The 26569-nt window shown below is 74.2% G+C and carries 25 protein-coding genes; 8 read left to right on the top strand and 17 right to left on the bottom strand.

The window, feature by feature from the left end:
- Positions 1-44 precede the first annotated feature (44 nt).
- Both LG943_RS06755 and LG943_RS06750 read right to left on the bottom strand, forming a co-directional pair.
- Positions 45-353: an antibiotic biosynthesis monooxygenase family protein gene (locus LG943_RS06755; RefSeq protein ID WP_270071322.1), complete on the bottom strand. Its 309-nt coding sequence runs from the start codon at positions 351-353 to the stop codon at positions 45-47.
- Between the two features lie 61 nt (positions 354-414).
- Positions 415-4182 carry a CDP-glycerol glycerophosphotransferase family protein gene (locus LG943_RS06750; protein WP_270071321.1) on the bottom strand — a complete coding sequence of 1256 codons (3768 nt, stop codon included), beginning with the start codon at positions 4180-4182 and terminating at the stop codon, positions 415-417.
- Between the two features lie 295 nt (positions 4183-4477).
- Here LG943_RS06750 and LG943_RS06745 point away from each other — a divergent pair, with 295 nt between their 5' ends.
- From LG943_RS06745 to LG943_RS06730, 4 genes are all read left to right on the top strand, one after another.
- Positions 4478-4867, top strand: coding sequence for a DUF6703 family protein (locus LG943_RS06745; RefSeq protein WP_408648553.1), 390 nt, complete (start codon positions 4478-4480; stop codon positions 4865-4867).
- A 165-nt stretch (positions 4868-5032) separates the two neighbouring features.
- The gene (locus LG943_RS06740) at positions 5033-5863 is read left to right on the top strand and encodes a metal ABC transporter ATP-binding protein (RefSeq protein WP_408648560.1); all 831 of its coding nucleotides are present in this window, start codon (positions 5033-5035) and stop codon (positions 5861-5863) included.
- On the top strand, positions 5856-6755 hold the full coding sequence (locus LG943_RS06735; RefSeq protein ID WP_270071319.1) for a metal ABC transporter permease: 900 nt from the start codon (positions 5856-5858) through the stop codon (positions 6753-6755). The genes LG943_RS06740 and LG943_RS06735 overlap by 8 nt, the downstream gene beginning before the upstream one ends.
- Positions 6752-7135, top strand: a complete 384-nt coding sequence (locus tag LG943_RS06730) for a Fur family transcriptional regulator (RefSeq protein ID WP_270071318.1) — start codon at positions 6752-6754, stop codon at positions 7133-7135. The genes LG943_RS06735 and LG943_RS06730 overlap by 4 nt, the downstream gene beginning before the upstream one ends.
- A gap of 45 nt (positions 7136-7180) precedes the next feature.
- Here the strand turns inward: LG943_RS06730 and LG943_RS06725 are convergent, their stop codons facing one another.
- The 4 genes from LG943_RS06725 to recO form a co-directional block, all read right to left on the bottom strand.
- Entirely contained in the window at positions 7181-8038 is an 858-nt protein-coding gene (locus LG943_RS06725; RefSeq protein WP_270071317.1) for an SGNH/GDSL hydrolase family protein, read from the bottom strand.
- A gap of 75 nt (positions 8039-8113) precedes the next feature.
- Complete coding sequence (locus tag LG943_RS06720; protein ID WP_270071316.1) at positions 8114-8980, bottom strand: SGNH/GDSL hydrolase family protein; 867 nt, start codon at positions 8978-8980, stop codon at positions 8114-8116.
- Positions 8977-9816: an isoprenyl transferase gene (locus tag LG943_RS06715; RefSeq protein WP_270071315.1), complete on the bottom strand. Its 840-nt coding sequence runs from the start codon at positions 9814-9816 to the stop codon at positions 8977-8979. Before LG943_RS06715 ends, LG943_RS06720 begins: the two co-directional genes overlap by 4 nt.
- On the bottom strand, positions 9813-10544 hold the full coding sequence (recO, locus tag LG943_RS06710) for a DNA repair protein RecO (protein WP_270071314.1): 732 nt from the start codon (positions 10542-10544) through the stop codon (positions 9813-9815). The genes LG943_RS06715 and recO overlap by 4 nt, the downstream gene beginning before the upstream one ends.
- 277 nt (positions 10545-10821) lie before the next feature.
- On the opposite strand from recO, the gene LG943_RS06705 reads away from it, so the two are divergent.
- Positions 10822-11520: a CAP domain-containing protein gene (locus LG943_RS06705; protein WP_270071313.1), complete on the top strand. Its 699-nt coding sequence runs from the start codon at positions 10822-10824 to the stop codon at positions 11518-11520.
- Positions 11521-11670: 150 nt separating this feature from the next.
- Here LG943_RS06705 and leuA read toward each other — a convergent pair whose 3' ends face one another.
- The 4 genes from leuA to LG943_RS06685 all read right to left on the bottom strand — a co-directional run bounded on the left by leuA (position 11671) and on the right by LG943_RS06685 (position 17735).
- Positions 11671-13395, bottom strand: a complete 1725-nt coding sequence (leuA, locus tag LG943_RS06700; RefSeq protein ID WP_270071312.1) for a 2-isopropylmalate synthase — start codon at positions 13393-13395, stop codon at positions 11671-11673.
- A 506-nt stretch (positions 13396-13901) separates the two neighbouring features.
- Complete coding sequence (gcl, locus tag LG943_RS06695; RefSeq protein ID WP_270071311.1) at positions 13902-15623, bottom strand: glyoxylate carboligase; 1722 nt, start codon at positions 15621-15623, stop codon at positions 13902-13904.
- 202 nt (positions 15624-15825) lie between these two features.
- Complete coding sequence (locus tag LG943_RS06690) at positions 15826-16713, bottom strand: 2-hydroxy-3-oxopropionate reductase (protein WP_270071310.1); 888 nt, start codon at positions 16711-16713, stop codon at positions 15826-15828.
- 212 nt (positions 16714-16925) lie between these two features.
- Positions 16926-17735 (bottom strand): hydroxypyruvate isomerase family protein, encoded by an 810-nt coding sequence (locus LG943_RS06685; RefSeq protein WP_270071309.1) that lies wholly within the window; start codon positions 17733-17735, stop codon positions 16926-16928.
- 362 nt (positions 17736-18097) lie between these two features.
- Between LG943_RS06685 and LG943_RS06680 the strand changes: the two genes are divergently transcribed.
- Positions 18098-18892: an IclR family transcriptional regulator gene (locus tag LG943_RS06680; protein WP_270071308.1), complete on the top strand. Its 795-nt coding sequence runs from the start codon at positions 18098-18100 to the stop codon at positions 18890-18892.
- A 15-nt stretch (positions 18893-18907) separates the two neighbouring features.
- On the opposite strand, the gene LG943_RS06675 is transcribed toward LG943_RS06680, so the two are convergent.
- The 7 genes from LG943_RS06675 to LG943_RS06645 form a co-directional block, all read right to left on the bottom strand.
- The gene (locus LG943_RS06675) at positions 18908-19654 is read right to left on the bottom strand and encodes a hypothetical protein (RefSeq protein WP_270071307.1); all 747 of its coding nucleotides are present in this window, start codon (positions 19652-19654) and stop codon (positions 18908-18910) included.
- An 88-nt stretch (positions 19655-19742) separates the two neighbouring features.
- Positions 19743-20711, bottom strand: coding sequence for a GTPase Era (gene era / locus LG943_RS06670; RefSeq protein ID WP_270071306.1), 969 nt, complete (start codon positions 20709-20711; stop codon positions 19743-19745).
- Positions 20712-20782: 71 nt separating this feature from the next.
- On the bottom strand, positions 20783-21133 hold the full coding sequence (locus LG943_RS06665) for a cytidine deaminase (protein WP_270071305.1): 351 nt from the start codon (positions 21131-21133) through the stop codon (positions 20783-20785).
- A complete protein-coding gene (locus LG943_RS06660; protein ID WP_270071304.1) occupies positions 21130-22548 on the bottom strand; it encodes a hemolysin family protein in 1419 nt (472 codons plus the stop codon). Before LG943_RS06660 ends, LG943_RS06665 begins: the two co-directional genes overlap by 4 nt.
- On the bottom strand, positions 22545-23036 hold the full coding sequence (gene ybeY, locus LG943_RS06655) for an rRNA maturation RNase YbeY (RefSeq protein WP_270071303.1): 492 nt from the start codon (positions 23034-23036) through the stop codon (positions 22545-22547). The genes LG943_RS06660 and ybeY overlap by 4 nt, the downstream gene beginning before the upstream one ends.
- Positions 23037-23176: 140 nt before the next feature.
- Positions 23177-24226, bottom strand: a complete 1050-nt coding sequence (locus LG943_RS06650) for a PhoH family protein (RefSeq protein ID WP_270071302.1) — start codon at positions 24224-24226, stop codon at positions 23177-23179.
- Between the two features lie 194 nt (positions 24227-24420).
- Positions 24421-24777 carry a histidine triad nucleotide-binding protein gene (locus LG943_RS06645; RefSeq protein ID WP_270071301.1) on the bottom strand — a complete coding sequence of 119 codons (357 nt, stop codon included), beginning with the start codon at positions 24775-24777 and terminating at the stop codon, positions 24421-24423.
- A 510-nt stretch (positions 24778-25287) separates the two neighbouring features.
- Between LG943_RS06645 and LG943_RS06640 the strand changes: the two genes are divergently transcribed.
- Positions 25288-25818: a SigE family RNA polymerase sigma factor gene (locus LG943_RS06640; protein ID WP_179770492.1), complete on the top strand. Its 531-nt coding sequence runs from the start codon at positions 25288-25290 to the stop codon at positions 25816-25818.
- Entirely contained in the window at positions 25815-26555 is a 741-nt protein-coding gene (locus tag LG943_RS06635) for a hypothetical protein (protein ID WP_270071300.1), read from the top strand. The genes LG943_RS06640 and LG943_RS06635 overlap by 4 nt, the downstream gene beginning before the upstream one ends.
- Positions 26556-26569 lie beyond the last annotated feature (14 nt).

Genomic DNA, 26569 nt, shown 5'->3' with positions numbered 1-26569 from the left:
CTCGCCGCCGCCCCGCCGCACGGTCGGGGAGAGGGCCGGGGCGCTCAGCCCTGGGCCGGCCCCTCGGCGGTCCGGTGGGCGAGCACCTCGAAGGCGCTGGGCTCGTTGTGCGCCTGGGCCAGCAGGGGCACGGCGGCCACCCGCACGTCGAAGTTGGACAGCGCCCGGCGGTAGGCGCCCGCGCCCTCCCACTCGGTCACCACGGTCCACAGCCGCGGGTCGTCGGCGGCGCGCCCCACCCAGGAGCCGCGGAACCCCGGGCGGGCGGCCATGGCGGCCACGGCCGCCTCGGCGCGCGCGGTGAAGTCCTCGGCCTCGTCGGGGGCGACGGTGAAGCGGGTGATCACGACCACCGGGCCATCCTCTCACCTCCGGCCGGCGCGCCGGGCCGCCCGCGCCGGAGCCCCGGCGCGGCTAGTCGGCGCCGAAGACCCGGTCCACCACCCGCTTGGCGGCGCGGCCGTCGTCCAGGGGGCAGAACTGGTCGGTGAACGCCTTGTACTTGGCGCCGTAGGCGGCGGCGACCTCGTCGACGTCGCGCAGCGCGGCGATGACGTCGTCGGACTCCTCCAGCAGCGGCCCCGGCGCGGTCTCCTCGAAGTCGAAGTAGAAGCCGCGCAGGTTGTCGCGGTAGCTCTCGATGTCGTAGGTGAAGAACAGCATCGGGCGGCCGGTGTTGGCGAAGTCGAACATCATCGAGGAGTAGTCGGTGACGAGCACGTCGGTGATCAGGAACAGCTCCATGATCTCCGGGTACAGCGACACGTCGTAGACGAAGTCGCGGCCCACGATCGGCACGCTGTCGACCACCCGGGGGTGGCGGCGCACCAGCAGCACATGGTCGTCGCCCAGCTTGTCGTACATCCGCCGCAGGTCCAGGTGCAGGTCGAGCTTGTGCTTGCCGCGGGTGTAGTACTTGTCGTCGCGCCAGGTGGGCGCGTACAGCACGACCTTCTTGCCCTCGGGCAGGCCCAGCCGCTCGCGGGTGCGCCGGGCGATCGCCTCGCGCTCGGGCGAGAAGAAGATGTCGTTGCGCGGGTAGCCGGTCTCCAGGATCTCGCCGTCGAAGCGGAACGCCCGGCGCAGGATCGGGGTGGCCCAGGGGCTGGGCGAGACAAGGTAGTCCCACTGCTGGGTCTCCCACGCCAGCTTCTCGTGGTAGTCGCGGGACTTGCCGCGGATGTTCTCGATGTCGAACCCGATCCGCTTGAGCATCGAGCCGTGCCAGGTCTGCACCACGACCTGGCCGGGGCGGCGGGTGAACCACGCGGGCTGGCGGGAGTTGGTGACCAGGAAGGAGCTGCGCGCCAGCGACTCGTAGAAGTCGCGGCCGTTGTGCCGCACCCGCCGCAGGTCCTCGGGCAGGTTCACCTGGCCGTCCTTGACCAGCCAGGACATCGGGTAGTCGGCCCAGCGCCCGCCGCGCGCGCGCAGTTCGGCGTAGATGCTGTGCGGGCTGTCGGAGAACTGGCGCCCGGTGTAGCTGTCGAACAGGATCTCCTCGCGCCCGCCCTCCTCGCGCAGCGCGGGGTAGACGGTCTCGCGCAGCCGCTTCTGCGCGAAGGACCCCTGCTCCTCGGGGCGCAGGTCGCTGCCCACGCGCAGCACCGGGACCTCGCTGCCGGAGTCCTCGAAGGTGTAGGCGCGCTCGGCGGTCTCCATGCGCAGCGGCAGCCGGCGCAGCAGGTCGGGGGCGATCTCGGCGCTGATGTCGGTGAGGCCGCCGTCCTCGCGGCGGACCCGCGCCCACAACTGGTAGCCGCCGGCCGACAGCGGCAGGGTGCCCGAGAGGGTGGGGATGTCGGCGGGGGTGAAGACCGCGCGGAAGTCGGCGCCGTCGCGCTCCAGGGCGACCGGGTGCTCCTCGTCGCGGCCGCGCGCCTTGAACACCAGCTCGGCCTGGGCCTCGGCGGAGTAGCGCCCGCTGATCAGCAGGCGGCGGCCCGACCACTCCACGTCGCGCACCACCGGGTGCGCCCAGCCGCCGCGCAGCCGCAGCAGGCCGGTGGCGGTGCGCTGCACGGCGACCTCGTGGTAGCCGTCGCCGGTGCCGTAGGCGGCCGAGGCGACCTCGTCGGGCAGCACGACCTCGACGGCCTCGTCGTCGGGGGTGAGGAGGTGGGCGCGCCAGTGCTCCTGGCGCAGCAGCCGCGCGCCCTCGTCCACGGCGTTGTCGATGAGGTCGGCCACGGGCACCCGCGCGGTGAAGCGCGCGCCCACGACCTCCAGCGGGTAGGTCAGCCGGGCGGTGCCCGGGGAGCGGGTCAGCCGCAGGGTGCGGGTCTGGGCGGCGGGCGGCGCCACGAACTCGCCGCACAGCACCAGTTCGGGCCGGGCCCCGCCGAGGTTGACGCGGTGCTCGGTGACGCGGGCGCGCAGCGGCGCCACGGAGACGGTGAGCTGGCTGTCGCGGTTCCAGTAGGGCCGCACCCACACGTTGTCGGCGACCTGGTGGTAGGGCGGGCGCTCGGGCGGGCCGCCGACCGGGTTGCCGATGACGCGGCGCCGGACCAGGCCGCGGTTGACGACGATCAGCTCCAGCCGCCAGTCGGTGGAGCGCCACTGGCCCGACAGCCGCAGCCGGGCGGGGTCGACCGTGATCTCGAAGCCGCCGTAGTCGTGGCGGGCGGCGGTGAGCACGTCGGGCAGCCGGTACTCGGCGGCGCGGCGGACCTTCACCGGCACGGGGATGCGCCGGCCGGTCTCGGTGTTGACCGCGAAGGCCAGCAACTGCTGGTGCCAGCGCTTGGCGGCGCGCAGGTTGAGGATGCCCACGCGCCCGGCCACCACCAGCCGGCCCTCGCGCCACTCCACGCGCTCGGTCTTCTGGCGCACCTTCAGCTCGGAGTCCAGGCGGTAGACCTCGCGCGGCACCCCGACCTCGGGGTCCTCGAAGAACGGGTAGCGGATGAAGTAGTGCAGGCCGCGGCGGACCACGGGGGCCTTCTTCAGCTCCACGCTCTTCTGGAAGGTGATGGCCTCCAGCAGCCGGTCGTCCTGCCGCTTGCGCACCAGGTAGTAGTTGAGCCGGTGCAGCGGCGAGAGGCGGTCCAGGACCGGGCGGGCCACGGTGTCGAGGTAGGCGTTGGCCAGGTCGAGGAAGCGGGCGCGGGCGTCGTCGTCGGCGTCGTCCATGCGCAGCAGGACCACCCGCAGGTCGCCGCGCAGCACCCGGGAGTCCCACAGGTCGCGGTCGGCGCCGCTGAGGGCCGAGGCCAGCGCGGTGAGCGCGGTGAGGCGGCGGGTGAGGACCCCGATGCGGCTGCGGTCGTCGGCGGTGGTGCGGTCGCGGCGCAGGTAGACCGGCGCGGTGAGCACGTCGACGGACTTGGCGGCGAAGAGCGCGCGCACGACGTCGAGGTCGCCGTCGAGGTCGGGGTCGGGCGCGGCCGGGCCGGGCTCCCGGTCGGGCAGGTCGGCGACGTGGTGGGCGGGCAGTTGCGTCCAGAAGGAGCGCCGCCACAGCTTGTTGCCGTGCAGCCGGTCCGACAGCAGGGCGGGGGCGGCGTGGACGTCCACGCCGGTGCGGGTCTTGGTGAAGCACTTGCGGTGCGCCGAGGAGGGCCGGGTGCCCAGCTCGTTGAACCGGTAGACGTTGCCGGTGGCCAGGTCCGAGCCGGAGCGCTCCAGGCTGTCGGCGAGGTAGGCCAGGGCGTAGCCGGTGAGGGTGTCGCCGCCCTCGACGAACATCAGGTAGTCGCCGGCGGAGGCGGCGGCGCCGGCGTGCCGGGCGGCGCTGTGGGTGGGGCGGGTGTCCTCCACCAGCGCGGCGGACAGGCCGGCCGGCGGCGCGGCGGCGAACTCCCGCGCGATGGCCAGTCCCTCGGCGCGGGCGGTGTCGACCGACTCGTCGCCTTCGTCGGTCTCGGAGTCGCGCTCCTCGGCGGCGCCGGGTTCGGCGGAGTCCTCGGTGTCGTCGCCGTCGTCGGTGTCGGAGGCGCTCTCGGCGGCCTCGGCGTCGGCGGCCTGGCCGGAGGCGGGGTCGCCCTCGGCCGCCGACTCCCGCGCCAGTGCCTCCGCCCCGGCGGCGGCGCCGGCGGGTTCGGGGTGGGGGGCCACGGGCACCAGGACGACCTCGATGTCGCCGGGCGCGTGCTCCTGCTGGCGGGCCAGGGAGTCCAGGCTGTCCCGCAGGTGCGGCTCGGTGACGTCGAAGGTGACGATGACGCTGAACTTCGGCACGGAAAAACTACTCTCCCCGACGTGTCTGCATGCGGAGCGCGGGATCCGGACCGGCGGGGCCCGGCGCGACGGGGGGCCACCCTAGGTCACCTCGAGTAAGCGGCTGGTAAACCCGGATCCGGGAAGCGCGGCGCGACCGGCGGCCGTCCGCCCCTACAAAAATAACGGCATCGGCGAGTGCGCACCGCAAACGCCGCCAAACGCACCGCGCGCCGCGCCCGGCGCCGAAGGGCCTAAGCTTCGGGCAGGGGCACCGCAATGCCGCGCCGCGGCGGGATGAGGCCGGAGGAGACGCGTGTCAGCCAAGCCGAGGAAATCGCGCCCGAACCGATCCGCCGCCCCGGGCGGCGCGCCGCGCTCGCGCCCGCTGCCGGCGGGCGACTCCTTCTACACCCCGGGGGCCGGGCGGCTGCGCCGCGAGGTCGAGCGCCGCAGCGCGGTGCCGCTGGTGTGGCTGCACAACGCCCCCCGGCTGCTGCTGCCGGCGACCATGGCGGTGGTGCTGATCGCCGGGCTGGTGCTGCCGGGCGTCGCCGGCGCGCTGCTGCTGGCGCTGCTGGCGGCGTTCTTCGGCTGGCTGGCGTTTTTGGCGTGGCCCCGGCTGCGCGGCGGGGAGCGGGCCATGCGGGTGGGAGTCGTGGCGGTGCTGCTGGTGCTGGGCGTGCTCCAGAGCGGCCTGTTCTAGCCCGCCTGCTCCCGCCGGTCCGTCCGCGAACGGCGCTTGGCGGAGTGCGGGGGCGCGGGGTGCGGGGCGAGCCCGGTCACAGCGGGAATCCAGCCGCTGTCCTGGGTGTTTACGGATTTTGACAACCGTTTTCGTTATCCGCACACTTAAGAGGTGTCCACCTCCATGCTCGGCTCCCTCAGCGCCCGCGCCGCCGGTCACGGCGCCGCGGCGGGCGCGGCCCCCGCCGTCCGGGTCGCCGGCCTCACGGTGGCCTATGACCGCGCGCCCGTGCTGCGCGGCCTCGACCTGGACGTCCCGGTCGGCCAGACCCTCGCCGTCATGGGGCCCAACGGATCGGGCAAGTCCACGCTGGTGCGCGCCATGCTCGGCCTGGTGGCGCCCTCGGCCGGGCGCGTCGACCTCCACGGCGTCCCCCTGCGGCGCTTCCGCGACTGGGGCCGGGTGGGCTACGTCCCCCAGCGGCTGTCGGCGGGCGGCGGGGTGCCCGCCACCGTGCGCGAGGTCGTGGCCTCGGGCCAGGTGGCCCGGCGCCGGCGGCTGCGCCTGCCCACCGCCGCCGACCGCGCCGCCGTCGCCGAGGCGCTGGAGGCCGTGGGCCTCACCGACCGCGCCCGCGACTCCGTGCACGAACTCTCCGGCGGCCAGCAGCAGCGGGTACTCATCGCCCGCGCGCTGGCGGCCCGCCCCGACACCGTCTTCATGGACGAACCCATGGCCGGCGTCGACTCCGCCAGCCAGCACGCGCTGGCCGAGTCCATCACCCGGCTCAGCGCGCGCGGCGCGACGGTGGTGCTCGTCCTGCACGAGACCGGCCCGCTGGAGCCGCTGATCCAGCGCAGCGTGGTCCTCTCCGGCGGCACCGTGGTGCACGACGGCGCCCCTCCGGCGCCCGAGGGCGACTGCGCCCGCCCCGGCCACGACCACGTCCACCCGCACGCCGACCCCGCCCCGGCCACGGCAGTGCCCGACCTCGAGGTTCCCCGCCGTGGCTGAGATGCTCCAGCTCGACTTCATGCGGCGGGCGCTGCTGGCCGCCGTGCTGGTGGGCATGGTCGCCCCCGTGATCGGCACGTTCCTGGTACAGCGCCGCCTGGCGCTGCTGGGCGACGGCATCGGCCACGTGGCCCTGACCGGGGTGGCCATGGGCTTCCTCACCAGCACCTCGCCGATCATCACCGCCGCGATCGCCGCGGCGGCCGGCGCCGGGCTCATCGAGCTGATCCGGGCGCGCGCCCGCGCCAGCGGCGACATCGCCCTGGCGCTGCTGTTCTACGGCGGCATCGCCGGCGGCGTGGTGCTGATCGGCCTGGCCCCCGGCGGGGGTATCGCCACCCTCAACTCCTACCTGTTCGGGTCGGTCACCACCGTCAGCACCGAGGACATCGTGCTCGTGGTGCTGCTGGCCGTGCTGGTGCTGGGCGTGGTCGGCTACTTCGGCCGCGAACTGTTCGTGCTCTGCCAGGACGAGGAGGTCGCCCGCGCCCACGGCCTGCCGGTGCGGCTGCTGAGCCTGGTCATCGCCGTCACGGCGGCGCTGACCGTGGTGCTGGCCATGCGCGTGGTGGGGGTGCTGCTGGTCAGCGCGCTGATGGTGGTGCCCGTGGCCGCCGCCCAGCAGCTCACCCGCAGCTTCCGGGTCACCGTGGCGGTGGCCATGGCGGTCGGCACGGCCTCGGCCGTGGGCGGGCTGTCCACCGCCTACTACGTCGACGTCGCACCGGGCGCGGCCATCGTGCTGCTGACCCTGGCGGTGTTCGTCGCGGCGGTGGCGGGCGGCTACCTGCTGCGCGGCGCCCGGGGCGCGGCGCGCGCCGGCCGGGGAGGCGCGGAGGATCCCGCGCCGGGTACGATTCCCCAGACCGAGCAGGGGGGTGCAGCCACATGAGTACACGCCGCGAGACCGTCCGCCAGGCCCTCACCGAGAGCAGCGGGTTCCGCAGCGCCCAGGACCTCTACGCCGACCTTCGCTCTGAGGGCTCCAAGATCGGGTTGACCACCGTCTACCGCGCGCTCCAGGCGCTGAGCGACTCCGGTGAGGTCGACGTGCTGCGCACCGACGACGGCGAGGCCGTCTACCGCGCCTGCATCACCGACTCCCACCACCACCACCTGGTGTGTCGCGGCTGCGGCAAGGCCGTCGAGATCGAGGGCCCCATGGTGGAGCGCTGGGCCGACTCCGTCGGCACCCAGCACGGGTTCACCGACATCACGCACACCGTCGAGGTGTTCGGCACCTGCGCCGACTGCGCCGCCGCCAAGGGCTGACCCCGGCGGCGGCCCGCGCCGACGCGCCCGCGCCCGCCGCTCGGTTCACGCCCCGCGCTCGGTGTCGGCCGCCACGCGCCGCGCGGCGTCGCGCATGCGCTCCAGCGCCTCCACCCGCTCCAGGCGGGGACGCTTGGGCGCCAGGCCGTCCCCCGAGGACCGCCCGGTGAGCCGGCGGCCGATCCAGGGCACCAGGTACTCCCGCGCCCACGACAGGTCCTCCTGGCGGGCCGCCCGCCAGTCGCGGGGGTCGGCGGCCGGCCAGGGCTCGCGCCAGTCGCCGCCGCTCCGCACGCCCAGGGTCTCGCAGACCTTCAGCGCCACCCGGCGGTGGCCCTCGGGCGACAGGTGCAGCCGGTCGGCGCTCCAGGCGCGGCGATCCTGGAGCACCTTCATGCTCCACAGGTCCACCACGTCGCAGCCGTGGTCGTCGGCGATGGCGCGCAGGTGCATGTTGTAGGTGGCGATCTTGCCGCGCAGGTGGCGCATGACCGGCTGGAAGCCGGTGTCCATGCCGGTGAAGACGACGATGTGGGCGCCGGTGGCGCGCAGCCGGCGCACGGCGGCCTCGAACACCCGGGCCACCAGGTCGGGGTCGCCGCCGGGGCGGATGATGTCGTTGCCGCCGGCGCAGATGGTCACCAGGTCGGGCCGCCACTCCACCGCCAGCGGCACCTGCTCGTCCACGATCTGGCGGATGAGCTTGCCCCGCACGGCGAGGTTGGCGTAGCGGACCTCGGTGCCGTCGGAGCCGAGGTGCTCGGCGAGCCGGTCGGCCCAGCCGCGGTAGCGGCCGTGCGGCGTGCTCGCGGAGTCGGGGTAGGGGTCGTCCATTCCCTCGGTGAAGCTGTCGCCGAGGGCGACGTAGGAGATGATCTCGCGCCCGGTCTCAAAGCCGCTCATGGGTACCGATGATGCAACTCCACCCCTGGGTTACGCGACAGTAGGTTGTCGATTTCGTTGGTTTTGTAAGCCGGCTCACCCCGCACCCTGACCAGGTGCGGCGCCGTGCCGGCCGGCGTGGTCGGCGCCCTCGGCCGGCTCCTGGGGGCGCGGCGCGGCGAGGGGTTCCAGGCGCGGGCGCTTGGGTGTGACGTTGTCGCCCGAGGAGCGGCCGGTGAGGCGGCGCCCGATCCAGGGCACCAGGAACTCCCGGGCCCACCGGGCGTTGTCGCGGCGCTGGGCGCGGGGGTCGACGGGCGGCGGCGGAGGCCAGTCGCCGGGGCGGTCGGCCACCGGCACGCCCAGCACCTCGCACACCCGCACGGCCAGCCGGCGGTGGCCCTCGGGCGACATGTGCAGGCGGTCGAAGTCCCACGCGCGGGGGTCGAGCAGTTCGCGCATGGACCACTGGTCGACCAGGTGGCAGCCGGTGCGGTCGGCCACGGCGCGGATGTTGAGGTAGAAGCGGGCGAACAGGCCGATGCGCACCCGCATGTAGCCGGTGCTCCAGTTGACGCCGGTGAACAGCACGACCTCGGACCCGGCGCCGCGCAGCCGGCGCACCGCCTGCTCCAGGGTGGCGGCGAGCCGGTCGGGGTCGGCGCCGGGGCGCAGGAGGTCGTTGCCGCCGGCGGAGAAGGTGACGAGGTCGGGCGCCATGTCGAGGGCGGCCGGCAGTTGCTCGGCGACGACCTGGCGCAGCAGCTTGCCGCGCACGGCCAGGTTGGCGTAGTCCAGGCGGGGCACGCGCGCGGCCAGGTGCTCGGCGAAGCGGTCGGCCCAGCCCCGGTAGTGGCCGTGGGGGGTGCCGGCGGAGTCGGGGTAGGGGTCGCCGACGCCCTCGGTGAAGCTGTCGCCCAGGGCGGCGTAGGACAGCCGGTCGCGGGTGAGGTCGAGGCTCACCGGGGCTCCTCGGTGTGGGGAGCGGGTTCGACCGGGTTGGGCACGGCGCCGCCGTAGCGGCGGTCGCGGCTGGCGTAGATCTGGCAGGCGTGCCAGAGGTGGCGGCGGTCGAAGTCGGGCCAGAGGGTGTCGAGGAAGACCATCTCGGCGTAGGCCGACTGCCACAGCAGGAAGTTGGAGAACCGCTGCTCGCCCGAGGACCGCAGGAAGAGGTCGACGTCGGGGATGTCGGGTTCGTCGAGGTACTTGGCGAGCGTGGCCTCGGTGATGCGGTCGGGGTTGAGGCGGCCCTCGGCGGCGGCGCGGGCCATGGCCGCGGCGGCGTCGGTGATCTCGGCGCGTCCGCCGTAGTTGACGCAGAACTGGAGGGTGAGCGCGGTGTTGTGCTTGGTCATCTCCTCGGCGTCCTCAAGCTCGGAGATGACGCTCTTCCACAGCCGCCCGCGCCGGCCGGCCCAGCGCACCCGCACGCCCATGGCGTGCAGTTCGTCGCGGCGGCGGCGGATGACCTCGCGGTTGAAGCCCATGAGGAAGCGGACCTCGTCGGGCGAGCGCTTCCAGTTCTCGGTGGAGAACGCGTAGGCCGACAGGTAGCCCACGCCCAGCTCCAGCGCGCCCTCGACCACGTCGAACAGGGAGCTTTCGCCGGCCTTGTGGCCCTCGGTGCGCGGCAGGCCGCGCTGCTTGGCCCAGCGGCCGTTGCCGTCCATGACGACCGCGACGTGGCGCGGGACCAGCTCCTTGGGGAGTTCGGGCGGGCGGGCGCCGCTGGGGTGCCGCCCCGGCGGGCGGTAGCCCTGGATCGGGGCCGCGGGCGGGTTGTTGAACAGGCTCACGAGCGCTCCACAAGACGCAGGGATCGGATTCCGTTTTCCAGGTGCCACTGGAGGTAGGCGGCGACCAGCCCACTGCACTCGGCGCGGTGGCGGTCGGCGCTGGAGTCGGCCTCGGGCCAGTCGCCGCCGAGCAGCGCGACCATCAGCCGCAGGGTCTGGGGAGCGGGGTGGGCGCAGCCGTGGGGGCGGCACACCGAGCACACCGATCCGCCGGCGTGGACCGCGAAGGCGCGGTGCTCGCCGCGCGAGCCGCACTTGGCGCACTCCTCCAGCGCCGGCGCGTAGCCGGCCACGGCCAGCGAGCGCAGCAGGTAGGCGTCGAGGACCAGCCGGGGGTCGTGGGTGTCCTCGCCCAGGGTGCGCAGCGCGCCGATCAGCAGCAGGAACTGCCGCAGGGCGGGGTCCTTCTCGACCACGACGATCTTCTCGGCGGTTTCGAGCATGGCCGTGGCGGCGGTGTAGCGGGGGTAGTCGGTGACGATGGACTCGCCGTAGGCGCGCAGGGTCTCGGCCTGGGTGATGACGTCGAGCGTGCGGCCGGTGTAGAGCTGGAGGTCGACGTGGGTGAAGGGCTCCAGCCGCGCGCCGAAGCGGGACTTGGTGCGCCGCACGCCCTTGCCCACCGCCCGCACCAGGCCGGTGCGCCGGGTCAGGAGAGTGACGATGCGGTCGGCCTCGCCCAGTTTCTGGGTGCGCAGGACGACTCCTTCGTCGCGGTACAGGCTCACTCCCCCATTGTCGCGGATCGGCCGGGCCGCCGGTGCCGCCGTCCACAGCCCGTCTGCCTTGGGTGATGTGTCCGGCCCGTCCGAATCACGGTTGCTTTCTCCCCATGCGCCCCAATTTGCTCTACGATCGCCACCACCGAGACACCCGATGGGACAGGGGTTGGAGATGGCTCGCGGACAACGCAGGCGCGGGCGGCGGCGCGCCGGCACGCGCGCGCGGCGCCGTGCGGGCGCACCCCGCGGCGGTGCCTGGCGGCGCACCCTGGCGGGCGCCCTGGTGGCGGTGCCGGTCGGACTGGGCCTGGCCGCCGCCCTGATCGTGGCCGCCGGCGGCCCGGGCGCGGTGCCCTTCGCCGAGGACAGCGGCACCGGGGCCGCCGGGCTGCCCGACGACGCGCTGCCGCCCGCCGCCGACGACTTCTTCGACGACATCGGCGGCGCGGGCGGCGCACCCGCCGAGGCCGGCGCCGGAGCGGGCGCCGAGGACGCCGGCGGCGCCGGCGGCGGCACGGTCATCGAGGTCTCCCCCGAGCCCTCGGCGTCCGCCCCGCCCGAGGCCGGCCCCGAGCCCGAGGACCCCGGGCCGGACGGCGACGCCCCCGCCGAGCCCTCCTCCCTGGCCATGGCGGTCGTGGAGATCGCCAACGACGAGCGCGCCGACGCCGGCTGCGACCCGCTGCACGTGGACCCCCGGCTCACCGCCGCCTCCCAGGGCCACGCCGACGACATGGCCGCCCGCGACTACATGGCGCACGAGACGCCCGAGGGCGTGGGCCCCCAGGAGCGCGCCGCCGAGGCCGGGTACCAGGCGTGGTCGGGCGAGAACGTCGCGGCCGGGTACTCCTCGGCCGAGGCCGTCATGGACGGCTGGATGGACAGCCCCGGCCACCGCGCCAACATCCTCGACTGCGGCAACACCGAGATCGGCGTGGGCGTCACCGACGGCATGTGGGCGCAGAACTTCGGCGCCGAGTAGCACCGGGCGCGCCGGCGGCACCGGTGGGGGCAGCTCCCCCGCGCCGCCGCGCCCCCGCCGCTTCCCCCGCCCGCTCGCGCGGGCACCCCGCGAACGCGGCCGGGCCGCGCCGGCGTGCGGCGCGGCCCGGACCGGGCGGGACGGCGGGCCTCAGCCCTCCTGGGCGGCCTCGGCCTGGGCGCGGCCGATGGCGCTGCACACCGCCTTCAGCGACGCGGTGGTGATGCTGTGGTGGATGCCCACGCCCCACACGGTGCGGCCGTCGATCTCGGCCTCGACGTAGGCGGCGGCGCGGGCGTCGGAGCCGACGTCCAGGGAGTGCTCGACGTAGTCCAGCACCCGGACCTTGACGTCGACGTCGGTCAGCGCGTCGCAGAACGCCGAGATCGGGCCCTGCCCGGAGCCGGTGATCTCGCGGATCTCGCCGTGGGCGCGCACGTCGGCGCTGATGCGGTAGGTGCCGTCGGCGCCGGAGTCCGACCGGTGCGCCAGCACCGCCACCGGCCCGTTGTCGCGCAGGTAGGTGTCGGTGAAGATCTCCCAGATGCGCTCGCCGGTGAACTCACCGCCCTCGGCGTCGGTGCGGGCCTGCACCTTGTGGGAGAACTCGATCTGGAGGCGGCGCGGCGGGTCCAGGGAGTGGTCGCGCTGGAGGATGTAGGACACCCCGCCCTTGCCCGACTGGCTGTTGACCCGGATGACGGCCTCGTAGTTGCGGCCGACGTCCTTGGGGTCGATCGGCAGGTAGGGCACCTGCCAGGTGTACTCCGACACCGGTACGCCGGCCTCGGCGGCGTCGCGCTCCAGCGCGGCGAAGCCCTTCTTGATGGCGTCCTGGTGGGAGCCGGAGAAGGCGGTGTAGACCAGGTCGCCGCCGTAGGGGTGGCGCGGGGCGACCGGGAGCTGGGTGCAGTGCTCGACCACGCGGCGGATCTCGTCGAGGTCGGAGAAGTCGATCTGGGGGTCCACGCCCTGGCTGAACAGGTTCATGCCCAGGGTGACCAGGTCGACGTTGCCGGTGCGCTCGCCGTGGCCGAACAGGCAGCCCTCGACGCGGTCGGCGCCGGCCATGACGCCGAACTCGGCGGAGGCGATCCCGGTGCCGCGGTCGTTGTGCGGGTGAACCGACAGGCAGACGTGCTCGCGCCGGCTGAGGTTACGGCTCATCCACTCGATCTGGTCGGCGTAGACGTTGGGCGTGGCGCGCTCGACGGTGGCCGGCAGGTTGAGGATGATCTCGCGGCCGGGGCCGGGCCGCCACTCGTCCATGACCGCCTCGCAGACCTCCAGCGCGAAGTCCAGCTCGGTGTCGATGAAGATCTCGGGAGAGTACTCGTAGCCGACGTACTCGGAGTCGCCCAGGTAGCGCTCGATGCAGGCCATGACCTCGCGGGTGCCGTTGACGGCGATGGCCTTGCACGCCTCGCGGTCGACGTTGAAGACCACCCGGCGGAACTCCGGCGCGGTGGCGTTGTACAGGTGCACGGTGGCGCGCTTGGCGCCGACCAGGCTCTGCACGGTGCGGTCGATCAGCTCGGCGCGGGCCTGGGTCAGCACCGAGATCTGGACGTCGTCGGGGATCTTGTCGCCCTCGATCAGGCTGCGCACGAAGTCGAACTCGGTCTGGCTGGCGGCGGGGAACCCGACCTCGATCTCCTTGTAGCCCATGCGCACCAGCAGGTCGAACATCTCGTGCTTGCGCTGGGCGTCCATCGGCTCGATCAGCGACTGGTTTCCGTCGCGCAGGTCGGTGGAGAGCCAGCGGGGCGCGGTGGTGATGGTCTTGCCGGGCCACGTGCGGTCGGGCAGGTCCACGACCGGGAACGGGCGGTAGCGGTGTACGGGCATACCACTGGGTTGCTGCTGCGGCACCATGGAAAAGGCTCCTTGGGAGAAAGCTCGCGAATCACGGCCGACCGAGAACACGCCGAAGCCCCGCGGCGAGGGAGCCGACCTGGTTAACGACCCCCGCCGCGGCCGCTAAGGAGGAGCAGCTCGCGCAGCATAGTGGTTGCCACGTTAGCAGAGCCCGCCACCACCGCGCGCCAGTAGTCCCCCATCCGCGCCCCGCGCGGCCCTTCGCGCACGGCGCGCGGCGCGCCTCCGGTTCACCCGTTCGCAACCCGCCCACCCGCACAGACGCGGGCGCCCCGCGGCGGTTGCGGGCGCGGCCGGGCGCCCGGGCGCGGGTGCGGGTGAACGCGGGTTAACACTGGGCGAACGGCGGTGGGGGGGCGGGGGCGCCCCCCCGGGCGCCGCCCCCCCCCGGGCGCGGGGGGGCGCCCGGGTCACACCCGGGGCCGCCCGGCGGGCGCCCCCGGCGCCCCCCCCGGGCCCCCCACCGCACCCTGTTCGCCGGGGCGCCGGCCGGGACCGCGCGGCTAGGCGGCGGCCCCGGGCAGCGGCTCGAACTCCGCCACCGCGTCGATGGCCGGGCCGTGGGGGGTGTTGGCCTCGCGCTCGATCATGATCTCCACCAGCACCGGGCGGCTGGTGCGCTGGGCCTCCTTGCGCGCCCAGTCGATCGCCGGGCGGATGTCGCCGGGCTCGGTCACCCGGCGGCCCGCGCAGCCGTACGCCTCCATGATCTTGACGTTGTCGCTGCCGTACTCGTCGTAGTGGATGTCCACCTGGTAGTTGATGCCGTAGGGGATCTCGGCCTGGCGGATCAGCCCGAGGTACTCGTTGTTGAGCATGATGAGCACGAACGGGACCTCGTACTGCGCGGCCACCGCCAGCTCCTCCACGGTGTACTGGAAGCTGTAGTCGCCCACGATCCCCACCACCTCGGCGGCGGGGTCGGTGCGCTCCAGCGCCTTGCGCACGCCGATGGCCGCCGGGATCTCCCAGCCCAGCGGCCCCGCCTGGCCGCACACCTGGTAGTGGCGCGGCAGGTGGGCCTTCTGGTGCTGGCCGCCCCAGATCTGGTAGAGCCCGATGGCGGTGACGAAGTAGGTCTCGGGGCCGAACGCGGCGTTGACCTCCTTGTAGACGCGCGGCGCCTTGACGGGCACGGTGTCGAAGTCCTCGCGCCGGCCCAGCTCGGCCTTGAGCCGGTTGACGCGCGCCACCCACGGCCCGGGCGCGCGGGCGGGGCCGCGCCGGGCGGCGAGGTCGGCCAGCGCGCGCAGGAACAGCCGGGCGTCGGAGACGACGCCGAGGTCGGGCTCGAAGACCCTGCCGATCTGGGTGGGCTCGATGTCGACGTGGACGAACGCGCGCTCGCCCCGGTAGACGTCGAGCCGGCCGGTGTGGCGGTCGCCGAAGCGCGCGCCCACCGCCACCACCAGGTCGGACTCCAGGAACGAGGCGTTGCCGTAGCGCTGGGAGGTCTGGATCCCGGTCATGCCGGCGAACAGCGGGCTGTCCTCGTCGAAGGCGCCCTTGCCCATGAGCGTGGTCTGCACCGGCACCTGGAGGTACTCGGCGACCTCGCGCAGTTCGGCGGCGGCATCGGCGGTGACCACCCCGCCCCCGGCCAGCAGCAGCGGCCGCTCGGCCGCCAGCAGCATGTCCAGGGCGCGCTCGACCCGGGGCGGGTGCGGGCGCACCGGGTGCACGGGCAGCGGGGCGTCGATGGCGGGGTCGTAGGTGATCGTGCGCTGGGCGATGTCGAGGGGGATGTCGACGAGCACCGGCCCGGGGCGGCCCTCGCGGGCGATCCGAAACGCCTCGCGGAAGATCCACGGGGCCTGGCCGGCCTCCTTGAGCTGCACCGCCCATTTCGTGACGGGTGTGGCCACGGCCACGATGTCGACCGCCTGGAACGCCTCCTGGTGCAGTTTGGTCGAGACGTTCTGGCCGGTGATGCAGACCATGGGGACGGAGTCGGCGAGCGCGGTGTAGAGGCCGGTGATCATGTTGGTGCCGGCCGGTCCGGAGGTGCCGATGGCCACGCCGACCCGCCCGTTGGTGCGGGCCCAGGCGTCGGCCATGTGTGTGGCGCCCTCCTCGTGGCGGACGGTGAGGTGCTCGATGCCGCCGACCTCCTCCAGCGCCTTGTAGAGGGGGAGGATGGCGGCGCCGGGGCAGCCGAAGGCGACGTCGACGCCTTCGGACTTCAGCACCTCCACCACGGCGTTCATCGCGGGCATCTGTACCATGTGGGTGAACCCTTCAGTGCTAGGGGGGTTTGCCGGGTCCGCCGGCGGGACGCCGGGTGCGGCCAACACCCAGGCCCCGGTCGTCGCGCGGACTCACCTTCGGTCGCGACGGCCGAGGCCCGTCGCGTCGGCGGGCCCTTTTCGCTGTTCTCCTGCTTCCTCCTCGCCGTTTCGTGCGGGGGCGGGGCGGTGCCCGCCCGGCCTACGCGCGCTCGCCGGCCAGTCGCTCCACCAGCTTCAGCAGCGCGGAGTGATCGAGCCGGCCGTGGCCCTGGGCGTTGAGCGCCGCCACGAACTGGGCCACCAGCGCGCCCACGGGGATGGGCACCCCGGCCTCGCGGGCGGCGGCGGTGACGATCCCCATGTCCTTGTGGTGCAGCTCGATCCGGAAGCCCGGCTCGAAGCTGCGGGTGCGCATCGCCTCGCCCTTGCGGGTCAGCACGGCGCTGCCGGCCAGGCCGCCGTTGAGGACGCGCAGCGCGGCGCCGGTGTCCACGCCGTGCGCCTCCAGGAACACCAGCGCCTCGGCGACGAGCTGGATGTTGCCCGCCACGACGAGCTGGTTGGCGGCCTTGACGGTCTGGCCGGCGCCCGAGGGGCCGACGTGCACGGGGGTGCCCAGCGGGCCGAACACGGGCGCCGCCGCGGCGGCGTCCTCGGCGGCGCCGCCGACCATGATCGACAGCGCGCCCTCGACCGCGCCGGCCTCGCCGCCGCTGACGGGCGCGTCGAGCACGCGCAGGCCCCGCTCGGCGCCTTCGGCGGCCAGCGAGCGGGCGGTGTCGGGCCGGATCGTGCTCATGTCGATGACCAGCGTTCCGGGGGCGGCGGTGGCGAAGACCCCGTCGTCGCCGAGGAGCACCGCCTCCACGTCGGGGGTGTCGGGCAGCATGGTGATGACGACGTCGGCACCGGCGGCGGCCTCGGCAGGCGAGCCGGCGGCGGTGCCGCCGCTCTCGGCGAAGCGGGCGGTCTTCTCGGGGCCGCGGTTGTGGCCGCGCACGGTGAACCCGGCCTTGACCAGGTTGGTGGCCATGGGCAGGCCCATGATGCCGAGGCCGATGAAGCCGACGGTCTGCGGTTGGGGCATCGCGGTGGTGTCTCCCTTTCACGAAACGGGTGCTGCGCTGCGGACGTGCGGCCGGTCGGGGACCGGCCGTAGGCGGGGGTGCGGCGGCGCGCCGCGCGGGCGGTACCGGGACCGCGCCAGGGGGCGCACCGGCGGTCGGGGCCGCGCCGGTCAGGAGTCCGCCGGAGCCGGCCGGGGGCCGGCCAGGGGCGGGCGGTGCCGCGCGGCGCCGGTCAGGCCCGCAGCCAGGCGAAGCTGTCGGCCGAGGACCCGCTGGGACGGTACTCCAGCCCCACGTACCCGCTGTAGCCGCCCGCCTGGGCGGTGGCCAGCAGGTCCAGGAGCGGGAGGTCGCCGGTGCCGGGCTCGCCGCGCCCGGGGGCGTCGGCGATCTGGATGTGCCCGATCTCGGCGGCGCGCTCGGCCACCACGGCGGCGACGTCGTCGCCGTTGACGGCGAGGTGGTAGAGGTCGGCGAGCAGCGCGACGTTGGGCGCGCCCGCCGCGTGGGCGCGCGCCGCGAACGCCGCGCCGTCGGCGGCGGTGCGCAGCGGGTAGTCCTCGGCGCCGCTGATGGGCTCGATGAGCACCGTGCCCCCGACCTGGGCGAGCGCCTTGGCGGCGGTGACGGTGTTCAGCAGCGCGGTCTCGTCCTGCTCGGCGGCGTCCACCCCCTCCAGCCGCAGGCCGTAGAGGGCGTTGAAGGCGGTGGTGCCGGTGCGCTCGGCGATCGCCACGACGACCTCCAGGTTGTCGCGGACCTCCTGGACGCGCGCGGGGTGCGACAGCACGCCCCGGTCGGGGCCGGGCAGCCGGCCCGCGAAGAGGTTGAGGCCCGTGAGGCGCACGCCGGCCTCGGCGATGGCGGCCGTGAACGCGTCGACCTCGGAGTCGGCGGGGACGGCGCGCTCGAAGGGCCACCAGAACTCCACCGCGTCGAACCCGGCGGCCCGGGCGGCGGCCGGGCGCTGGAGCAGGGGAAGCTCGGTGAACAGCAGGGAGCAGTTCACGGTGTAGGGCAGGGTCGGCACGGTGGGGCTCACGGATCGTCTCCTCGGGCGCGAAGGCGTGGGCTGCGGCTGGGCGGGTGATGGGCGAGGAGCGCGGCGGCGCCGGGAAGGGCGCCCGCCGTACGCGCGTTCCACCCTGGACGGCACGTTTCCACTTGGCGGAATATGCTTTTCACTTGAAGGAATGGCATGAGTCTGTGCGAGCACCTGGGGCTTGTCAACCACCCCACCCTGGGTTCGCCGGCACCGGTCACCCGCCGGAATGCGGGGATCACCCACTTCTGTATGGCGGACTCCGACTTCTACAATCCGAAACACCGAATCAGCCCGCAGGCGCCCCCCGCCGGAACCCCCCGGCGCCGGGCGGCAGGCGGACGCGGAAGGGAGCAGTGCACGTGGCAACGTCATCGGCGGCGGCCGACGCCGGCACCCCGGCCAAGGCGCGCGGCGGGGGCGTGCAGTCGCTCGACCGCGCCTTCGCCCTGCTGGAGATCATGGCGGACGCGGGCGGCGAGATCTCCCTGAGCCAGCTCGCGGAGTCCTCCGGACTGCCCCTGCCCACCATCCACCGCATCATCCGCACCCTGCTGGGCAAGGGCTACGTGCGCCAACTGCCCTCGCGCCGCTACGCGCTGGGCCCCCGGCTCATCGGGCTGGGCGACAGCGCCTCCCGGATGCTGGGCACCTGGGCGCGGCCGCACCTGACCCACCTGGTGGACGAACTCGGCGAGACCGCCAACCTCGCGATGCTCGACGGCGACAAGGTCGTCTACGTCGCGCAAGTGCCCTCCCAGCACGCCATGCGGATGTTCACCGAGGTCGGCCGGCGCGTCCCCGCGCACTCGGCGGGGGTGGGCAAGGCGCTGCTGGCCCAGCTTCCCGACCGGGAGGCCATGGCGGTGCTGCACCGCGCGGGCATGCCCGCCGCGACCGACCGCACCATCACCACCCCGCACGCCTTCGCCGCCGAGATCGCCCGCATCCGCGAACGCGGCTACGCCATCGACGACGGCGAGCAGGAGGTCGGCGTGCGCTGCCTGGCCGTCCCGGTCCGGGGCGGCCCGGCGATGATGGCGGTCTCGATCTCGGGCCCGGAGTCCCGCGTGAGCTGGGAGTTCGTCACCCGGGCCGCCCCCATCGTCCAGCGCGCCGCCGCCGACCTGGCCGCCGACCTCGACCACCGCGAGTAGCCCCGGCGGGCGGGGCTAGTCCAGCCCCGCACCGCCCGCCCGCCGCTGGTCGGCCCGCCGCGCCTTGGCGACCCGCGCCCGCAGGGTGGGGGACTTCTGGGCGGGCGGATTTTGACGCCGCCCCCTGAGCGCGGCCTTCGACACCGCCGCTCCCACGGCCGGGGGCTTGCGGACGGGCTCCCGCGTCACCTTGGCGCGGAGGACCACGCCCTGGGGGCCGTACCGCAGGTCCGCGTCCGCCGTGGACGGCACCCAGGCGTCCCGGGCCTGCTGGACGTCGTGCAGCTCGTGGTCGCGGGCCAGGTCGGCGACGGAGTCCCCCTCCACCCTGCCCAGATTGTCGACCATGCCGGGCAGAAGCTTCGTGGCCGCCCACACCTGCGGGTTGGCGAGGATGCGCCGCGCGTCGTCCTTGGCCTGCTCACGGTCGATCCGCGCCTGCTGGGCGGCCTTCTCGACCACGCCGTGCGCCCAGTCCCGCGCCGTGCGCAGGACCGGCTCCATGGCGGTGGCCGCGTCGCCGCCCCGCTCCGCCATAAGGCGCTCGACCGCCGCCGGCCCCGCCTCGGTGATGACGGCCCAGTACTGCGCCACACCGCTGAAGGTGATGCCGACCGGCACGAAGGGCCGCCCGTCGTCGCTGACCTTGGTGAAGACTTCGTTCACGGTGGCGCCGAACATGTGGCCGACGACGGCGGTGGCCGCCGAGCAGATCGCCAGCCCGTCGTACTCCGCGCGCTGCACCTGGTCGTGGTCGGACATGGACCTTCCCTCCCTGCGACGGACGGCACGCAATCTAGCAGGACGCCTTTGCCCGCCCGCCGCGCCCTCCCCGGCGGCCGGGCGCGGCTCAGGTCTGCTGGTCGAAGCCCAGGCGGCGGAGCTGCTTGGGGTCGCGCTGCCAGTCCTTGGCCACCTTCACCCGCAGGTCGAGGAAGACGCGGGTGCCCAGCAGCGCCTCGATCTGCCGGCGGGCCGCCGAGCCGACCTCCCGGAGGCGGGCGCCCTTGGCGCCGATCACGATGGCCTTCTGGCTGGAGCGCTCCACATACAGCGAGGCGTAGATGTCGACCAGCTCGCGGCCGGGGCGCGAGTTCTCGCGCGGGGCCATCTCGTCCACCACCACCGCGATCGAGTGCGGCAGCTCGTCGCGCACGCCCTCCAGGGACGCCTCGCGGATCAGCTCGGCGACCAGCATCTCGTCGGGCTCGTCGGTGAGGTCGCCGTCGGGGTAGAGCGGCGGGCCTTCGGGCAGGTGGCCGCACAGCACGTCGGCGACCGTGTCCACCTGGAAACCGCTCTGCGCCGACACCGGCACGATGTCGGCCCACTCCCCCAGCTGCTCCACCGCCATGAGCTGGCGGGTGACCCCCGCGCGGTCGGTGCGGTCGGTCTTGGTGACCAGCGCGACCACCGGGGTGTCGCGCTGGGCGGCCAGCTCGCGGGCGATGTAGGTGTCGCCCCGCCCGATGGGCTCGTCGGCGGGCAGGCAGAAGGCGATCACGTCGACCTCGACCAGCGTGGAGCGCACCAGGCTGTCCAGGCGCTCCCCCAGCAGGGTGCGCGGCTTGTGCAGGCCGGGGGTGTCCACGATGATCAGCTGCGCGTCGTCGCGGTGCACGATGCCGCGCACGGTGCGCCGGGTGGTCTGCGGGCGGTCGCTGGTGATGGCCACCTTCTGGCCCACCAGCGCGTTCATCAGGGTCGACTTGCCCACGTTGGGGCGGCCGACGAAGCAGGCGAACCCGCTGCGGAAGCCCTCCGGGTAGGAGGGCAGGGGCAGCGGCGCGCGCAGCTTCTCAAGGTCGAGGTCGTCCATCTCTCCAGTCTCATCCGCACCCGGCGCGGTGCCCGCACCGCGCCGGGGATCGAGCGTTGACGCGCCGCCGGTCAGGACCGCACGGCGCGCACCGGGGTGCCGTCGAGGTCGGCGAGCACCACCAGCGGGGTCTTCATGTCGGCGGCCACCGAGGTGTCGGCCTCCGCCGGGGACGCGGCGGCGGTCACCACCGCCGCGGCCTCCAGGGACTCGGCGCCGCTGGACACCGCCGCGGCGACGGCGGCCTGGAGGGCCGACAGCCGCAGCGACGGCAGGTCCACGGTCGCCGCCGTATAGGTGCGGCCGGTCTCGTCGCGCACGGCGGCGCCCTCGGCGGCGCCGACGCGGGCGCGCGTGGCGCGGGCCAGGGTGATCAGCTTGTCGTCCTCGGGGCCGAGGTCTACCGCGGCCAACTCACTCACTGCTGTGCACTCTCCTCGTCGGGCGCGACGGGCTCCACGAGCACCGTGGCGGTCTGGTTGCGGCGCCCCACCGTGTCCTCGGCGGTCAGCCGCAACCCAGCGTAGACGGCTTGGGAACCGGTGATGGGCACCCGGCCCAGCGCGTAGGCCAGCAGCCCGCCGACCGTCTCGACGTCGGGCACGTCCAGTTCGACGCCGAACAGCTCGGCCAGCTCGCCCAGCGGGAGCCGCGCCGTGACGCGCGCCCGGCCCTCGCCCAGCCGCTCGATCGGCGGGATCTCGTCGTCGTACTCGTCGGTGATCTCGCCGACGATCTCCTCCACGATGTCCTCGATGGTGACCAGGCCGGCGGTGCCGCCGTACTCGTCGATGACCACCGCCACGTGGATCCGCCGCTGCTGCATGTCGCGCAGCAGTTCGTCGATGGGCTTGGAGTCGGGCACGAAGGTGGGGGTGCGCATGACCGTGTCGACGGTCGCGGCGGGCTCCTCCTGAGCCGCGCCGGCCGCCGCCCCGGCGTCGCCGCCGCCCTCCGGGCGCGCCCAGTCCCGGCGGATGCGGGCGACCAGGTCCTTGAGGTAGACGATGCCCACCACGTCGTCCTCGTCGGCGCCCAGCACCGGGATGCGGGAGAACCCGCTGCGCAGCGCCAGGGTCAGCCCCTCGTCCAGCGACGCGCCGCGCTCCATGAACACGATGTCGGTGCGCGGCACCATCACCTCGCGCACCGAGGTGTCGTCCAGCTTGAAGACCGAGTGGATCATCTGCCGCTCGTCGGCGTCGATCACGTGGCCGCGCTCGGCGAGGTCGACCAGCCGGCGCAGCTCGCTCTCGCTGGTGAACGGCCCCTCGCGGTCGCCGATGGTGGCCGGGGTGAGCGCCCGGCCCAGGCGGACCAGCGTGCGGGTGAGGGGCCGCAGCAGCGGCGCCACCGGCGCGAGGACGGTGACGCTGGCCCCGGCCAGCGCCGGCGCGAACTGCCGGCCCAGGATGCGCGGGGTGACCCCCACGAGCACGAAGTCCACCACCGACATCACCAGCACCGCGCTGACCACCGCCGGCCAGCCCGCGCCCAGCCACCCGGCGAAGCCGACGGTCAGCGCGACCGCCGCCACCACCTCGCAGAAGACGCGCAGCAGCAGGACCATGTTCAGGTGGCCGGCGGGCTCGGCCAGCACCGCGCGCAGCCGGCGGGTGCCGGGGCTGTCGTCGTCGGGGAGGTCGCCGGCCATCCCGGCGGCCCGGGTGACCGCGACCTCGGCGCTGACGAAGAACGCCGCCGCCAGCGCGAACACGGCGGCCGCCGGGAACACGTAGAGCGGCGCGAGCGCGGCCTGGTCGAAGGCCGCCGCGAGCGGACCGGGGGACGGCCCCGCCGCGGCCAGGGCGGGCGCGGCCGCCGTGCCCGGGATCATCTGGGGGTGTCCTCCCGCGTGTCAGCGCGGTCGCCGGTCTCGGCCGCCCGCCAGCCCGCCAGCAGCTCCCCCTGGAGGCCGAACATCTCCTTGTGCTCGTCGGGTTCGGCGTGGTCGTAGCCGAGCAGGTGCAGGATGCCGTGCGTGCACAGCAGGTCGATCTCCTCCTGCGCGCTGTGCCCGGCCTTCTCGGCCTGGCGCTGGGCGACCTGTGGGCAGATGATCACATCGCCCAGCACACCGGGCTCGGAGGGGCGGTCCTGGCCGCCGGGGCGCAGCTCGTCCATCGGGAAGGACAGCACGTCGGTGGGGCCGGGCTCGTCCATCCAACGGACGTGCAGCTCGGCCATGGGCTCCTCGTCCACCAGGACGACGGACAGCTCCGCCAGCGGGTGGATCCGCATGGCGTCGAGGACGAAGCGGGCGAGCCGCGACAGCCGCTCCTCGTCTACCGGGACGCCGGACTCGTTCGCGACGTCAATGCTCATGGGTCAGCGCGCCTTCGTGTCGTATGGGTGTCGGAAAGCGGCGGCGGGCCGCCCGGGCGGGCGGCCGCGGCGGGCGGCGCGCCGCCTGGGGCGCGCCGCCCGCCAACGCCGGCGGACGAATCATCCGGTCGAACGGACGGTCACTGGGCGGGGCCGGCCGCGCCGTTGGCGCGGGCCGATCCGGCGCGCCCGCGCACGCTGTGCGAGCCGTTCTGCCGGTTGTCATACCGACCATAGGCGTCGACGATGGCGCTGACCAGCTTGTGCCGCACCACGTCGTTGCTGTTCAGACGGCAGAAGCCGATGTCGTCGATGCCGTCGAGGATCTGCTCGATGGTGCGCAGGCCGCTGGAGGACCCGCTGGGCAGGTCGACCTGCGTGACGTCGCCGGTGACCACGATCTTGGAGTTGAACCCCAGCCGCGTCAGGAACATCTTCATCTGCTCGGGCGAGGTGTTCTGCGCCTCGTCCAGGATGATGAAGGAGTCGTTGAGCGTGCGGCCCCGCATGTAGGCCAGCGGCGCGACCTCGATCGTGCCCGCCGCCATCAGCTTGGGGATGGAGTCGGGCGCGAGCATGTCGTGCAGCGCGTCGTAGAGCGGCCGCAGGTAGGGGTCGATCTTCTCGTAGAGGGTGCCGGGCAGGAAGCCCAGCCGCTCGCCGGCCTCGACCGCCGGGCGCGTGAGGATGATCCGGTTGACCTGCTTGTTCTGAAGCGCCTTGACCGCCTTGGCCATGGCCAGGTAGGTCTTGCCGGTACCGGCCGGGCCGATGCCGAAGACGATGGTGTGCTTGTCGATGGCGTCGACGTAGCGCTTCTGGTTGAGGGTCTTGGGCCGGATCGTGCGCCCGCGCGCCGAGAGGATGTTCATCGTCAGCACGTCGGCGGGCCGTTCGCCGCCGTCGCCCGGGGCGCGCAGCATCCCCAGGGTGCGGTCGATGACGTCGGGGGTGACGGTGGTGCCGTTCTTGACCAGCTCCACCAGCTCCTCGATCAGCCGCACCACCAGCGCGGTCTCCTCGGGACTGCCGCTGATGGTGATCTCGTTGCCGCGGACGTGGATGTCGCTGTCGAACGCGCGCTCCACCGTGCGGAGCAGTTCGTCGCCCGAGCCCAGCAGGTGGACCATCATGTGCTCCTCAGGCACGACGATCTTCACCTGGGTGCTCTGCTGTGTTGACTCGACCATGATGTGGCCTTGCGGCCGTCTCGCCCCTGCCTCTCGAATATCCGGGTCACGGGTGTGGATCGCTGGTGCGGCGGTCCGCGCCGGGGGATGGGAGCACCGTGGCGACAGTGGCCTGAAGCGAACGGTGTCGTCCGTCCAAAGTCTACCAACGGCGCAGATCCCCACCCCAGGGGTTTATCGGCCCCCGCCGGGGCTCACCCGGGGGGCCACTCCAGGCCGCGCCCGCCCAGCAGGTGGCCGTGCAGGTGGAACACGGTCTGCCCGGCGCCCGAGCCGGTGTTGAAGACCAGGCGGTAGCCGGTGTCGGCGATGCCCTCGGACTCGGCGACGGCGTGGGCCTCGCGGGCGATCTCGTCGAGCAGGCCGGTGCCGGCGCGGGCGGCGCTGGCGGCGTCGGGGTGGTGGTCGCGCGGGATGAGCAGCACGTGGGTGGGGGCCTGGGGGTTGATGTCGCGGAAGGCCATGACGCGGTCGCCCCGGCGGACGACGTCGGCGGGGACCTCGCCCGCGGCGATCTTGCAGAACAGGCAGTCGGGGTCGTTGGTGGTCACCGGTGGGTCGTCCTCCGTGGCGTGTGCGCTGGTGGTGCGGGGTGGCGCCGGCACTGCCGGCGGCACCGGCTGCGGTCCGCGCGCGGGCGCCGGCCGCCGCCGGACTCCCATGATGCCCGAGCGGAGGGGCGGCGCGCCGCCCGCGCCGTGCGCCTGTGGACGACCGGGCCACCCGGCCCGCCGTGCCCGCGCCAACCCGGGCCGCAAGCGCTCGCCGGGTGAGGTCCTGCCCTCCAGGGGGTCCGCCCGCCCTCACCCGCCGGGGGCGTCCCCGGCCCGGCCGCGCGGGCTATTCTGTTGCTTCGCGTAACTACCCCCGCGCCGTCCTGTACTGTCGGCAACCCCGTCGCCCGTGGCGGCGGGGCTTGTGCGGCCGTGCCTTCGCCCCGGGGGCCGGTTCTCGCGCTCAGCGTCCGATCGCAGCAACAACGAGGCGGAACGAGAAGTACAGGTATGCCCTTTCGTAAACCCGGCGACAAGGGCGCGCGTCCTACGGACGTGACTGAAACAATGGTCGCAGGGGCCACGGCGGCGTCGATGACCGCCGAGTGGGACGCCGACAAAGCCGTCACCCAGCTCTACAGCGAGCAGTACCGCCCACTGGTCCGGCTGGCCACCCTGCTCGTTCGCGACTTCGCCACCGCCGAGGAAGTCGTGCAGGACGCCTTCGTCGCCATGCACGGCGCCTGGCGCCGGCTGCGCGACCCCAACAAGGCGCTGTCCTACCTGCGCCAATCCGTGGTCAACCGGGCCCGTTCGGTTTTGCGGCACCGCGCCGTGGTAGAAAAGCACGCGCCGAAGGCACTGCCCGACGCTCCCAGCGCCGAACACGGAGCATTGGGCGAACTGGAGCGCGCGGCGGTCATCGAGGCACTGCGGGCGCTGCCCACCCGGCAGCGGGAGGCGATCGTCCTGCGGTACTACGGTGACCTGTCCGAGGCGCAGATCGCCGACGCCATGGGGATCAGCCGCGGTGCCGTCAAGAGCCACACGGCACGGGGCATCGCCGCGCTCCGCTCTGTTCTGGAGCAGACGACATGACCGAACGACCAGACGACGCCTTCGAGGACCGGCTCCGCGCGATCCTGCGCGCCGAGGCCGACTCCGTCGACCCCTCCCCCGAGGCGCTGACCGCCATCCGCGCCCGCACCCAGCGCACCTCCCGGCTGTGGGCGCTGCTCGCCCCGTCGTGGCTGCGGCCCTCGCTGGCGGTGGGCGCCGCCGCGCTGATCGCGGCCTCGGTGCTGCTGGGCACCCCGCAGGTCCGCGACCAGATCCTGCCGCAGTCGCTGACCGCCCCCACCGACGACGGCGGGGGCGGCGCCGAACGCCCCGGGGGCGATTCCGGCGACGACGACCGGGTGGAGTCGGAGCCCACCGACCGCCCCTCCGCCGAGGCCCCGCCCGCCGAGGGCGCCAACCCCTCCACCGACGGCCTCGCGCCCGAGGCGTCGGCCGACCCCGCCACTCCGTACGGCCCGGCCCAGGCGTGCCCGCCCACCGGGTCGTCCACCACCGCGCCGCCCGCGCCCAGCGCCTCGCCCGGGGCCTCGGGCTCCTCGGTGCCGGCTCCCCCCGAGTGCGAGGAGCCCACCGACCCCGCGCCCGAGCCCGGCGGCGACCCCGGCGACACCGGCACCCCCGGCGACGGCTCCACCACCCAGCCGGAGCAGCCCGGCGGGGGCGACGCCGGCGGCGGTGGCGGCGAGGAACCCCCCACCACCCCGCCCAACTCCTCAGGCGAGGCCGACCCCGCGGCGGCGCTCCAGACGCACTGAGGCCGCCTGAGGTC

Source organism: Streptomonospora mangrovi (assembly GCF_027604915.1).
Lineage (GTDB): Bacteria > Actinomycetota > Actinomycetes > Streptosporangiales > Streptosporangiaceae > Streptomonospora > Streptomonospora mangrovi.
The sequence above is the reverse complement of the archived record's forward strand: the minus strand, read 5'-3'. Positions and strand labels throughout refer to the sequence as shown.

Bases quoted from the DNA above. Each gene is read 5' to 3' on its own strand.
- LG943_RS06640 (WP_179770492.1), top strand. From the start codon at position 25,288: ATGGTCGCAGGGGCCACGGCGGCGTCGATGACCGCCGAGTGGGACGCC.
- LG943_RS06725 (WP_270071317.1), bottom strand. From the start codon at position 8,038: ATGAGCGGCTTTGAGACCGGGCGCGAGATCATCTCCTACGTCGCCCTC.
- era (WP_270071306.1), bottom strand. From the start codon at position 20,711: ATGGACGACCTCGACCTTGAGAAGCTGCGCGCGCCGCTGCCCCTGCCC.
- LG943_RS06660 (WP_270071304.1), bottom strand. From the start codon at position 22,548: ATGATCCCGGGCACGGCGGCCGCGCCCGCCCTGGCCGCGGCGGGGCCG.
- LG943_RS06675 (WP_270071307.1), bottom strand. From the start codon at position 19,654: ATGTCCGACCACGACCAGGTGCAGCGCGCGGAGTACGACGGGCTGGCG.
- LG943_RS06650 (WP_270071302.1), bottom strand. From the start codon at position 24,226: ATGGTCGAGTCAACACAGCAGAGCACCCAGGTGAAGATCGTCGTGCCT.
- leuA (WP_270071312.1), bottom strand. From the start codon at position 13,395: ATGGTGCCGCAGCAGCAACCCAGTGGTATGCCCGTACACCGCTACCGC.
- gcl (WP_270071311.1), bottom strand. From the start codon at position 15,623: ATGGTACAGATGCCCGCGATGAACGCCGTGGTGGAGGTGCTGAAGTCC.
- ybeY (WP_270071303.1), bottom strand. From the start codon at position 23,036: ATGAGCATTGACGTCGCGAACGAGTCCGGCGTCCCGGTAGACGAGGAG.
- LG943_RS06740 (WP_408648560.1), top strand. From the start codon at position 5,033: ATGCTCGGCTCCCTCAGCGCCCGCGCCGCCGGTCACGGCGCCGCGGCG.
- LG943_RS06730 (WP_270071318.1), top strand. From the start codon at position 6,752: ATGAGTACACGCCGCGAGACCGTCCGCCAGGCCCTCACCGAGAGCAGC.
- LG943_RS06690 (WP_270071310.1), bottom strand. From the start codon at position 16,713: ATGCCCCAACCGCAGACCGTCGGCTTCATCGGCCTCGGCATCATGGGC.
- LG943_RS06635 (WP_270071300.1), top strand. From the start codon at position 25,815: ATGACCGAACGACCAGACGACGCCTTCGAGGACCGGCTCCGCGCGATC.